This window comes from Pandoraea sp. B-6 (assembly GCF_000282835.1).
Taxonomy (GTDB): domain Bacteria; phylum Pseudomonadota; class Gammaproteobacteria; order Burkholderiales; family Burkholderiaceae; genus Pandoraea; species Pandoraea cepalis.
The window spans coordinates 32665-44500 of the sequence record NZ_AKXS01000038.1 but is presented as its reverse complement, the minus strand read 5'-3'; the positions used below and the strand labels follow the sequence as shown (position 1 = coordinate 44500).

Here is an 11836-nt window from a genome sequence, read left to right as displayed (position 1 = left end):
TGGAAGTGTCCTAGAGAATTCAGACTTGCTGACGCGCTGCATTGCGCTCGGCAATGGAGAGATACAGGACCAGCGCTATGATTGCCGTAACGAATACGGCGCTCGTGCCGACAACACCCAGGCCCAGACCACCATTGGAAATGGGTTGCGACAGAAGATCACCACACGAGGCGCCGAACGGGCGAGTCAGGATATAGGCGATCCAGAACGTGGTGACAGCGTTGCGCTGGAACACAAATCTCGCAATGGCAGCCAGGCCGATCAGCGCACCGAACATCAAAGCGGAATTCGCGTACCCAAGATTGAGACCTTCGGCCACCCAGTCGCCCGCTGCCGTGCCCAGTGCGAAGGTGAGCAAAATCGCGGTCCAATAGAAAAGCTCACGTTTCATCGTGTCGATCGAATGAATCGACAAGGTCCGCTCCTTCGCATACCAAATCCCGAATGTCGTGAGCAACGCGGCCGAAAACGCAAGCGTCGACACGGCAAGCGGTACGCCAAGGTTGTCGCTCAAGTTGTCGGTGACGAGCGTTCCGAAAACACTGACAAATACGACGGTGCTCCAATAGCGCCATGGGATGTATCGGCGCGCATTGATTTGCAGTCCCAGGAAGATCGCCAGAAGCAAGCCCATCACGGCAGACGTACCGGTCAATCCGAACCCGAGATTGACGTTCAAGAAGTCGGCCGCCGTCTCTCCGACCGTCGTTGACATCATCTTGATGAGCCAGAACGTCAAGGTCACTTCAGGCACTTTGTTTAACCATGCCGGGCTAGATGCATTGATACGATTCATGCTTGCCTCCGGGTTCATTAGATAACATGTGAAGTGTCCAACAAGACGCTTAGCTCACCCTTAGTCCGTCACACGGCATGTGGCTCATGCCCGAACCCATCCACGTTCGATCAAACGTGCGAAAAGCTTCCGGTGAATCGCCATGGCCAGACGGTAGGCGGCTGTTCGAAGCCAGCGCATTTGCCGCGTGGCAAGCCAAGCGGAAATGCCTGCAACAACTGCCGATCCCGCCATATCCATCGGGTAATGCACGCCGAGGAAGATGCGTGCCCAGGCCACAGGGAGGCCGAGCAGTGCGACGGCAATGCCCGCCGTTCGGGTTCGATTGTCCGGCAGGAGCGCGCAGGCGACGGACCAGATCAGCGTGAGGTGATCGCTCGGAAATGAACTGTCTGCCGCGTGCGCCAGATAGGTGTGTCCGATGCCAACGATAAACGGGCGCGGATGTTGCCACACCCAGCCAATCGCCTGATTGACAGCGAGGCCGATGGCGCCGGCCATGGCGGCGGCAATCAGCGACCGGCGCTGCGCCTCGTCGGCGCGCAGCCACAACAGCCCCATTGCCACAGGCACCGTCAGAATCAAGTACTGCGCAAAGAAAACCGCCATGCCGAATACCGGGGGCGTGGGTAACGCCGATGCATTGAGCATGAGAAACAACGTGTCATTCAGGCGCTCCATGCGGCGTCTTCCTTGAAATGAGCGTGCTACGAAAATGGCGCGGGAAATTGCGCAAACCGAAGCCTATGCCCCCACTCTTAGCCACGCATTAGAAACTGTCGTTATCTGCGCGGTTTCGGGGCGGTGATGGTGGCGGCGCATGAAGGCCCGCTTGTATCGACAAACGAATTCGCCCGCAACCACCGGGAACGGTGGGCGGGCGAATGTGTTTGCTGCGGAAATTCGTGTCGCGCGACGGCGATCAGACAGCGTCGCGCGACAAACCGGCCGTTAGCGGGTCGTGCTGGGTTCCGGCTGGTTCTGCACGGGAAGCATCTTGTGCAAGGTGCCGTCACGCAGCACCCAGTGATGGTAAAGCGCGGCACAGATATGCATCCCGATCGCGCCAAGCAACACGTAGGCAAGGAACGAGTGCACGTCGCCCATCGAGTGGCCGAAAGACGATCCCTGCGTCGACAACGCGGGCAACGGCACCACGCCCAGCAACTTCAGTCCGTAGCCCCGCGCCGACGCGTTGATCCAGCCCAGGACGGGCACGACCACCAACAGCGCATACAAGCCCTTGTGCGCAACCGACGCGAACATGTGCAAGATCGACTTCTTGTCTTTCGTCGGCGTGCTGCGACAGCGCGACCACACCAGTCGAATCGCGGTGAGTCCCAGAATCGTGACGCCCAGCGAGAGATGCCACGCGACAAGTCCGATGGCGGGCGTGTTGCGCGTGATATCGGGCATCGCAAAGGCGACAACGAATTGCGCAGCCAACAAGGCTGCAGTAAGCCAGTGCAGATAGCGGGATGCCGCATCGTAACGGGTAATGGTTTGTTTCATCGAAGCCTCTTCGCCACTGATTGAAAACGTAATCCGGCTGACACGGTCGCCAAGCGCCGTGCCCCATGGATCAGAATTCTGGGGCGCGACACTTAGCGAAGACTTAGCAAGTGCGCATTTCGTGACCGAATCGTCAATATCGATCGGCCAGACGCCGCGTGACGATTACGGATGCGCATACTCACGCTCGATCGACGACTCGCTCGCGACCTGCATCGTCGGCGCCCATGCCGCTTGCGTGCGGGCCGTCAGGTGAACCACGGGATAGGCGTTACGGGACTGCGTGAGCAAGCCGTGCTGCTCGGCCCGGCTCAGGCTTTGCTCGACGGCAAGCCGCGTGACGTGCATCTGCGAACGTGGGTTCATCGCGGTCTCGGGATAGACCGTGTCGCCTTGCTGCAACAGCCCATGCTTTTCCGCGCTCACGAGTTGCGCATACACCTGCGCACGGGTGGGCGAAGAGGACTGAGCACCGCTGGGCATCGCGGATTGGCTTTGCGCCGCTTGAGCGTTGATCTGTACCGCACCAAGCAATCCCGCCACGGCGACGAGCGCAGCAACATATGAGGTCTTCATGATCGAACTCCTAAGGGTGACGATGGGTGTGAAGGGGCGATGACTCAGCCATCGCGCAACCTTCACATTGATCGTAGGCGCGCTGCCTTAGCGAACCCTTAGCGCGATCGCGCGTTGCCCCTCGGTCTTTCGTCACACGCGCGTGAGTGCGGTTCGGTGCACGAAACGACGACTTCTCTACCGCTCGACGAGACGGCTGTGCCTGAACACAACGCCTTTGATCGCATCCAGAACGAATGCGAACACGGTCACGGCGACCAGGAGCATGCCGATAAGCGTTATCGGCACAGCCGCCATCAACGTTCCACTCGCGGCCATGCCACTGACGATGGACACGGCGCTCACGCTCGCCACCACGAGGACCCGGCTGGGCGCCAACGATCCGATTCGCCCGTCGGTGCGCAGCACATAGACGTTGGCCTGCGTCGTAAAGACCAAGAGGAGAAATACCAGCGTCTGCATCTGCGCAGGATCCAATCCGAGCCGGCTGCGCGTCGTCGCATAGAGCGACAGTGAGAACACGAGCGACACCGCCGCCAGAACGGCTGCCGCACTGATGAGTTGTCCTACTTGCCAGCGCTGCGGTCGGCTTGCCGGCAGTGTCCTGTCGGCGGCGATACTCATCGTGACAAAGTCATTCGCAAACAGCAGAAGCACGATCAACGGCGACGAGATCACGAAGCCGTGCGTGAACCACAGACCGAGCGTCAGGAACACGACGATTTCCAGCGTCTTGACGACTTTGTTGAGGATGTACGTCAGCATGCGACGATGCACCTCCCGTCCCGCCGCGACCACCGACAATACGCCCTCGAGACCTGGATCGGTCAGCACGACGCCTGCCGCCGCCTTGGCCACGTCGGTCGCGCTGGCGACGGCGATGCCGAGTTCCGCCTGACGCAACGCGGGGGCATCGTTCACGCCATCCCCGGTCATGCCGGTCACGTGTCCTGCCGTTTGTAGCGCGGCAACGATGGCATGCTTCTCTTCAGGCAACACGCGCGCAAAGATGTCGCATTGCTCGGGGTGACGCAGATCCTCGGCATGCGCGGAGCATACGCGCGCACCAAGGCCAAGCCGTTGTCCGATGGCCTTCGCCGTTTCCAGCGCGTCGCCTGTGGCCATGCACACCCGCACCCCAAGGTTGCCCAGCTTGACGATGAGATCGTGGGCATCTTCTCTGGGCGGGTCCGATAGCGCTACGAGGCCGACCATCCGGATAGCGCCAGCGCCCCCTTGCGCAACAGCCAGCACGCGCGCGCCGGCGCCCTCCAACAGCCGCTCCGCTTCGGCAATCGCATCGGGTTGCGCAGGCGACACGCTGCACTGTGCCAGCACGGCACGGGTCGCGCCCTTCAGCGCATACCATTCGGTGCCATCCACGAGATAGACCCCCTCACTGAAGCGCGTCGCGGGATCGAAAGGGCGGAAGGCTTTGCGCACCGGCAGCGCTTGCGCACCGGGTTGGCCACGATGGGCCGCAAGAATAGCGAGGTCCAGGGGGTCTTGCGAAGCATCGTCGCTCGCCAGCGAGGCCGCGCGCAGCACGGCCATGTCATCGAAACCCTCGAAGGCGGTCACTTTCGCGACCGACAACTCGTTCTTCGTCAGCGTGCCAGTCTTATCGGAGAGCAACGTGTCCATCGCCGCAGCCTCTTCAACCGCCGGCAATCGCGTGACCAGCACGCCTTGCTTGGCCAACGTGGCACTCGCCATCGCGGTGGCCAACGTGTAGGTGGCAGGGAGCGCGACCGGCACGGACGCCACGAGCAGCAGCAGCGCGAAGATCGCCGTCTCCGTCATGGGAAGTCCGTGCGTCACAGCGTAGAGAATCACCAGGACGACCAGCACGGCGTCGAACGCGACGAGGCGTTTGACGATCGCGAAAATGGTGCGCTGCATGTGACTCGGTGCATTCGAGGTGCGCACCAGTTCAGCAGTCCGGCCGAAGTAAGTACGTGCCCCGGTGGCAGTGACCTCGCCACTGCCTTCCCCCTGACGCACGATCGACCCGGTATAAGCCGGCTGCCCCGGACCGGCGCCAACGGCCAGCGACTCGCCCGTGAGCGCCGATTGATCGAGCGATACGGTGCCGTCGAACAACTTGAGGTCGGCGGGCACGATGTCGCCGGCGCGCACGTGGACGACATCTCCCGGCACGAGTTGGGTGGCCGATAACCGCATCCATTGCGCGTCGCGCATCACGCGCGCACTGACTTGCAACTGGCGACGCAGCAGCGCCAGCGCGTCCTTGGCGCGACGTTCCTGGACAAACGCGACGGCCGCATTGAAGGCCAATAGAAACAGGATGACGAGGGCCTCCTGAGGTCTGCCCAGCGCTACTTGAAGCACAACGACCGCTTCCAGCATCCACGGCACCGGCCCCCAGAATTTGCCTGCGAACTGGCGCCAGGCGGGGCGCTGCACATCCTCGATGACATTGGCGCCAAACCGTTGCAGCCGATCCTGCGCCGCGTGGGCGGTCAGCCCTTTCGTAGGGTCGGTGGGCGGCAGCGGGTCATCCGCTTCGTGATGAACGGCAGATGACATGACCTGGGAAGGCGTACCCATCGACGGAGTCCTCTCGGTAACCCATCGCCTGCGCGATGGGCCTGCCCGGTCCCCGTCGGGCGACCGGGACGCAATGGGAATCGTACGCCTTATTGCCCGGCCATCAACGGGGAAACATCAACGTCAGTGCGACAGCGCTTCCAGACGTATGCCGTTCGTCTTGGGCCCGAAAGCCCCGATGGAAATCATGACGACCAGCATGCAGACCGTAATGCCGGCAAAGACGCCGGGCACCCCGAAGTCGCGCAGCAATGCCGCGATGAGGAAGCCGGAAAGCATGGCGCCCGCCCGACTGGCCGAATACACGATCCCGTTGGCGCGGCATCGAATCGCCGTCGGGAAAAGCTCGGCCTGATAGGCGTGATAGCACACCGAGATGATCTGGCCGAACAGGCTGATCACGATGCCACACACGATCAGCCCCGGCACGCTGGTCAAGCGGGCGAACGTAAGTCCGAATACCACGACGGCCGCAGCGGAGCCGACGATGAGCCACTTGCGCTCGATTCTGTCGGCGAAGAGGAGAGTCAGCGCCGGTCCGAGCGGTAGCGCGAACGCGATGATGAAGGAATACAGCAGGCTCTTCGTCACGGTAATACCCTGACCGATCAGCAGCGTCGGCACCCAGTTCGCGAATCCGTAGTACCCGATGGCCTGACAGAAGTTGAACGCGATCAACATCAACAGGCGCGAGCGGTACGGCGGCTGAAGCAGCTCGGCAAACGTTGCCCGGCGTTGCGGCGGCAGTTGGACGACGTCAGCCGGCGCCGGCAACGGCGAACCCGTCTCGCGCATCACGGCTTGCTCCATACGCGAGACGATCGCATCAGCTTTGTCGGCGCGACCATTCATGGCGAGCCAACGCGGGCTTTCCGGCACGGCGCGTCGCACGAACCAGACCAGCACGGCGCCCACCGAACCCGCGAGCACCACCCAACGCCATCCGTCGAGTCCGAACAGGGTTGTCGGCACCAACCCGTAGGACAGCAGTGCCGCGACCGGCGCAGCCGCGAACATGACCATCTGGTTGAACGCCATCGCCCGTCCGCGCATGTGTTGTGGCATCAGTTCGGTCACGTAACTGTCGATCGTGACGATTTCCACACCGACGCCGATCCCGGCGATGAAGCGCCAGATGATCAGCGACTCCGGTGAGTTCGACAGCGCCATGATGGCCGAACACGCCGAGTACCACAGCAGTGAATACGTGAACACGGCACGGCGGCCGAAGCGGTCGGGCAACCCGCCGAAGCAGAACGTGCCGACGAACAAGCCGGCGAATGTCGCGGCGATGAAACCCGCGATGCCATGCAATCCGAACAGCGAATGTGTGGTGGCGCTCAGCAGGCCGCTCTTCGCCATGCCGGGCGCAATGTACCCGGTGAAAATCAGGTCGTAGATTTCGAAGAAGCCGCCCAGCGAAATTAGCAGAACGAGCTTCCAGAGATAACCGGTGACGGGCAGCCGGTCCATTCGGGCCGCAATTTCGGCGGCTGGGTGAATGTCGGCGGGAACGTGATTTTCAGCAGTGGGCGGTGCGCCCACGGTCAGACCTGTTGTCATGCTTGTCTCCAAAGTGTCCGTCGCGGCATGGGTTTTGTTATGGCGCCGCGACATCGTTTAAGCGCGTATCGCTGGCGGACTTCGCCAGAGGTGCGATGACGCGAGCGTGCGAAGGTGCGCTTGTGTCAGGCGGCGACCTTGCGAGTCAGGCGCCCGAGGACTTGCTGCGTGTGCTCACCGACTTTTGCCAGCGCCTGCCTGACGCCGGGACGGCGCCCACCCAACGTGATCGGCAGCAGCACGACATCGGTGACGGTGCCGTCGTCGGCCTCCATGGGCGCGATGCCGCCGCTGGCGCGAAGATGGGGATCGTCGAGCAACTGTTCGGGACGCACGATCGGCGCGAACGGAATGCCCGCCGCTTCGAGTTGAGGCATTAGCACTTGCATGTCGTGTTGACGAAGCACGGCGCCGAGTCGCTCCAGCAAAAGCGGTCGCACGGCGACGCGGTCGGCGTTCGTGGCGAATTGCGGTTCGGCGGCGAACTCGGGGCAGCCGAGTACGTCGCAAAGCTTGAGGAACTGTTTGTCGCTGACCGCGCCGATGAAGAGCTGCTCGTCGTGGGCGAGCGTGAACACGTCGTAGACGCTCCAGGCCGATACGCGGGCGGGCATCGGGGGCGGGGCTTCGCCCGTCATCGAGTACTGTTGCATGTGCTGCGAGCTGAGGAAAACGCAGTTCTCGAACAACGCGCTCTGCACCTCCTGGCCCCGGCCTGTCGCATCGCGCTCGCGCAGGGCGGCCAGCACGCCGATCGCACCGAACATGCCGCCCATGATGTCGTTGACCGACGTACCGGCGCGAAGCGGGCGGCCCACAGGGCCCGTCATGTAGGAAAGTCCGCCCATCATCTGCACCACTTCATCCAACGCCAGACGCTTCTCATACGGCCCGGGCAGGAAGCCCTTGTGCGACACGTAGATGAGGCCCGGATGTTGGCGGGACAGTGTCGCGTAATCGAGACCGCACGCCGCCATCAGGCCTGGCCGGAAGTTCTCGATCACGATATCGCACGCGCCAATGAGGTCGGCCGCCGTCGCTCGGCCGTCGTCGGTGTTGATGTCAATGACGACGCTTTTCTTGTTGCGATTGAAGGCGCGGAAGAATCCGATGCCCAACCCCGGCAACTTGCGGGTCTTGTCGCCGCCGGGCGGCTCGACCTTGATGACCTCGGCGCCCAGGTCCGCGAGAATCATTCCGCAGGTCGGGCCCATCACCATGTGGGTGAACTCAACGACTCGCACGCCTTCGAGCGGCAAGCGATTTTCTTGGGACATCATGGCAATCCTCAGGCAGCGCTCGGCAGCGTCGTGCACGGCGCGCCGGTCAGTAGGGGGCGTCCGGCGCGCGCCAGCGCACCGTGGAACGTTTCACCGGGCAGCCATGTGGTCAGGCGTGCGCGGAGGGAGAGGAGCGCGTCGATATCGAGCCCCGTCGCGATTTGCATGTCGTCCAGCATGAAGGCCAGATCTTCTGTGGCGGCGTTGCCACTGGCACCTGGTGCATGCGGACACCCGCCGATGGCGCCAAGGGACGTATCGAAGCGATCGACACCGGTGCCGAGTGCCGCGATCACATTGGCCAGCGCCAATCCGCGCGTGTCATGGAAGTGACCGCACCACAGGCGCTCACCGGCCAGCTTGCGCGCTTGCGTGAACAGCCGGCTCACCGCGCCGGGGCCGGCGTAACCCACCGTATCCGCCAGGCTGACGTCGTCGGCGCCGACGTCGAGCAGCGCGGCGAGACAGCGCATTACCTCGGCTTCCGGCACGACCCCCTGCAGCGTGCAGCCGAAGGCTGTGCCCACGCCGCCTTCAATCTTCGTTTCGACGCCGGCGGCGTCGCGGGCGGCACGAATGCGCCCGACCTCCGCGATGACGTCGTCGGGCGTCTTGCGCAGGTTGGCGAGACTGTGTGCGTGGCTCGCCGAGAGTGGGACGAGCAAGCGGTCGACGCCGCAGGCCAATGCGCGTTCGGCCCCTTTCAGGTTCGGCACCAGCGCGCTCACGGACAAGCCGGGAAGGGTGCGCGCGTGCGCTACGAGTGCGGGCGTGTCGGCGAGTTGGGGCAGCCGCTCGGGGGGCACGAACGAACCGACCTCGATTTCGCGCAGACCCGCGGCGTAGGCGGCGTCGATCCACTCGATCTTGCGCTCGGTGGGCAGCACGCTGGACAGGCTTTGCAGCCCGTCGCGCATGCCAACCTCGCGCAGCATGACGCGCGGCGGATACAGGGACATGGCATCTCCAAAGTTATCGGTGCCGGTCTGAACCTCCGGCTTTTGTGCTAACTTTAGTCATTCCTGAATGGAAATAAAGAGAAGAAAAGGCAGCTATGGCGTTCCATTCAGGAATGTCAGAATCAGGCGGACCGAGGAGGCGTTGTGCGCGACATTGATTTGAAGACCTTGCGCTTGTTTGTGGCCGTGTGCGACCACAACAACATCGGACGGGCGGCGAGCGAGGCGCATATCGAGCCGTCGGCGATCAGCAAGCGAATTGCGCAGATGGAGTCGGATATCGGCGTGACGCTGTTGACCCGCACGCGGCGTGGGGTACAGCCCACGGCCGCCGGACTGGCGGTGCTGGAAAATGCACGCAGCGTGTTGTTCACGATGGAGCGAATCGCGTCGGACGCGGCGTCGTTCGGGCGCGGATTGAAGGGGCGGGTGAGCCTGTGTGCGTCCGCGTCGGCCATTGCGGAATCGCTGTTGGACGATATTTCCGACTTCATGTCGATCCCGGCCCACGCCGACATCCGTGTGGATGTCGAGGAACGGCTGTCGGTCGATCTGGTCCGGCGCATTCGCGAGGGCGCCGCGTCCGTCGGCGTCTGTTGGGACAACGTCGCGCTGGACGGCTTGCAGGCGGTGCCGTACCGCGAGGATTCGCTGGCCTTGGCGGTGCATCCGGCGCACCCGTTGGCCGAGCGCCGCTCGCTGTCGTTTCACGAATCGTTGGACTATGACCACGTGGGCATGCCCCCGGCGACGGCGGTCCACACGCTGTTGCAGCGAGCCGCCGCGAGTGTTGGTCGGACCGTGACCTATCGCGCGGTGGTGTCGAGCTTCGATGCCGCTTTGCGTGTCGTTGCCGCCAACCTGGGCATCAGCGTGATTCCCGCCGAAGTCGGAGAGATCTACCAATCCAGCATGAAGATCAAGACGGTCCCGCTGACCGACAGTTGGGCTCGCCGACGCTTCATCATCTGCTATCGCGACTTTGAAACGTTACCGCCCGCGGCGCAGCGAATGGTCGAACATCTGGTGGAACGGGCTCGCACCCAATCATGACAATGCGACGATATTTCCGGGGCGTCGCACAGTATTGACCGAGTCGAGCGGTAAGGCGCAGCGTATGATTTCAGTCATAGTCAGCGTGGCTTGCCGCCGGTAGACTTCAAATGCACTTTCGATTGGAGTTATCCATGAAACGCCCTTCAGTGTTGTTAGTTGGGGCCGCGACCGCCGCCCTGTTCGGTGGCGTCGTTTTCTCGTCGACCGCCTTCGCCGACCTCACCGCGCGCCAGGCGACGGTGGCGCAGCACGGGGCGGAGGTGATGCCGTTCTCCTTGGCCGCGACGACCCATGTCTTTACGAAAACGACCACGGGCGGCGTCCAGCAGGTTGTCACAAAGCATCGCGACCCGAAGCAGGTCGCGCTGATCCGCGAGCATATGACCGTCATCGCGCGACAATTCGCGGCGGGCAACTTCGGGGCGCCCGAGACGATTCACGGCAACGACATGCCAGGTCTACAGGTGTTGCAGAACGCCCCGCCGGGCGAACTGAAGGTCAGCTATCGCGACTTGCCGAATGGCGGTGAGATCGTCTATCGCGCGACCGAGCCGCGCGTGGTCGACGCGCTGCATGCATGGTTCGACGCACAGTTGTCCGATCATGGTCATGACGCCATGGCGCGACACGATCCCGGCATGATGCACCACCATCAGATGAACGCTTCGATGTCGAAGTAAGTCGCGCATACCCACCGGGACACGCATGGCCGACCTCTCAGACGCCCTCACCCCCGGATCGGTGTCGTGTGCACCAACGTGGCCGGACGCACTGCGCGAATCGGCCCGGTTGTGCCGGTACGAAGCGAACACTTATGTGTTCAAGCGCGGACAGCGCGTCGAGTCGGTGTATCTGATTCAAACGGGGCAGGTGCTGTTGCGACGTGACGAAGCGCACGGCGAATCCATCACGTTGCAAACCGGTGGGCCTGGCGATTTCCTGGCCGAGGCGAGCCTCTTCAGTTCTCACTATCACTGTGACGCGTTTAGCGGCAGTGCGAGCGAATTGCTGGCCTTTCCAGCGAAGACCCTGCTGTCGTGTCTGCAGCGTGATGCCGGGTTCGCCATCGATTGGATCCGGCTGCTGTCGCGGCAACTCGTGCGCACCCGTGCCCGCGCGGAACGTCTGACACTGCGCTCGCCTCGCGAGCGTGTGCTGCATTGCCTGCGGCTGGAGTGCGACGACCAGGGACGGTTCAAACCACCCGGAACGCTCATGCAGTGGGCCTTCACGCTCGGCATCGCCCATGAAACCCTCTATCGAACGTTGGCACAACTGGAACACGACGGAACGATTGTGCGTGACGGGGTCGAGATTCGAGAGGTCTCGCGTCGGGGCGACGGCACGACGACATAAGCGGGCGTTGCGTGCCGCGCATTGTGGTCAGCGCTGGCGTTTCGTCGACGCGCGTGGAATTAAAACGCTGGTACCTGGCAGCGAATTTCCTATACTCGAACAGATTCCCGGAGCCGTCTGCCCGTCGCCCTGTGGGTATGACCGCCCGTCCTCATCGGCAAGGCCGC

At 62.9% G+C, this 11836-nt stretch carries 11 protein-coding genes; 3 read left to right on the top strand and 8 right to left on the bottom strand.

The window, feature by feature from the left end; all coding sequences use genetic code 11:
• Positions 1 to 19: 19 nt before the first annotated feature.
• The 8 genes from A985_RS0100465 to A985_RS0100430 form a co-directional block, all read right to left on the bottom strand.
• Positions 20 to 814: a membrane protein gene (locus A985_RS0100465; RefSeq protein WP_026131501.1), complete on the bottom strand. Its 795-nt coding sequence runs from the start codon at positions 812 to 814 to the stop codon at positions 20 to 22.
• A gap of 66 nt (positions 815 to 880) precedes the next feature.
• Positions 881 to 1477, bottom strand: a complete 597-nt coding sequence (locus tag A985_RS0100460; RefSeq protein WP_017231471.1) for an undecaprenyl-diphosphatase — start codon at positions 1475 to 1477, stop codon at positions 881 to 883.
• A gap of 270 nt (positions 1478 to 1747) precedes the next feature.
• Positions 1748 to 2308 (bottom strand): cytochrome b, encoded by a 561-nt coding sequence (locus A985_RS23660; protein ID WP_017231470.1) that lies wholly within the window; start codon positions 2306 to 2308, stop codon positions 1748 to 1750.
• 165 nt (positions 2309 to 2473) lie between these two features.
• A complete protein-coding gene (locus tag A985_RS23655; RefSeq protein WP_017231469.1) occupies positions 2474 to 2884 on the bottom strand; it encodes a DUF4148 domain-containing protein in 411 nt (136 codons plus the stop codon).
• A 177-nt stretch (positions 2885 to 3061) separates the two neighbouring features.
• The gene (locus A985_RS0100445) at positions 3062 to 5434 is read right to left on the bottom strand and encodes a plasma-membrane proton-efflux P-type ATPase (protein WP_017231468.1); all 2373 of its coding nucleotides are present in this window, start codon (positions 5432 to 5434) and stop codon (positions 3062 to 3064) included.
• Positions 5435 to 5578: 144 nt separating this feature from the next.
• Complete coding sequence (locus tag A985_RS0100440; RefSeq protein WP_017231467.1) at positions 5579 to 7018, bottom strand: MFS transporter; 1440 nt, start codon at positions 7016 to 7018, stop codon at positions 5579 to 5581.
• 125 nt (positions 7019 to 7143) lie between these two features.
• Positions 7144 to 8295, bottom strand: a complete 1152-nt coding sequence (locus tag A985_RS0100435) for a CaiB/BaiF CoA-transferase family protein (RefSeq protein ID WP_026131499.1) — start codon at positions 8293 to 8295, stop codon at positions 7144 to 7146.
• Positions 8296 to 8306: 11 nt separating this feature from the next.
• Positions 8307 to 9257, bottom strand: a complete 951-nt coding sequence (locus A985_RS0100430; protein ID WP_017231465.1) for a hydroxymethylglutaryl-CoA lyase — start codon at positions 9255 to 9257, stop codon at positions 8307 to 8309.
• A gap of 144 nt (positions 9258 to 9401) precedes the next feature.
• Here A985_RS0100430 and A985_RS0100425 point away from each other — a divergent pair, with 144 nt between their 5' ends.
• From A985_RS0100425 to A985_RS0100415, 3 genes are all read left to right on the top strand, one after another.
• Positions 9402 to 10310, top strand: a complete 909-nt coding sequence (locus A985_RS0100425) for a LysR family transcriptional regulator (protein ID WP_017231464.1) — start codon at positions 9402 to 9404, stop codon at positions 10308 to 10310.
• A gap of 134 nt (positions 10311 to 10444) precedes the next feature.
• Entirely contained in the window at positions 10445 to 10993 is a 549-nt protein-coding gene (locus tag A985_RS0100420) for a hypothetical protein (protein ID WP_017231463.1), read from the top strand.
• A gap of 25 nt (positions 10994 to 11018) precedes the next feature.
• Entirely contained in the window at positions 11019 to 11669 is a 651-nt protein-coding gene (locus A985_RS0100415; RefSeq protein ID WP_017231462.1) for a Crp/Fnr family transcriptional regulator, read from the top strand.
• The last annotated feature ends 167 nt before the right edge of the window (positions 11670 to 11836 follow it).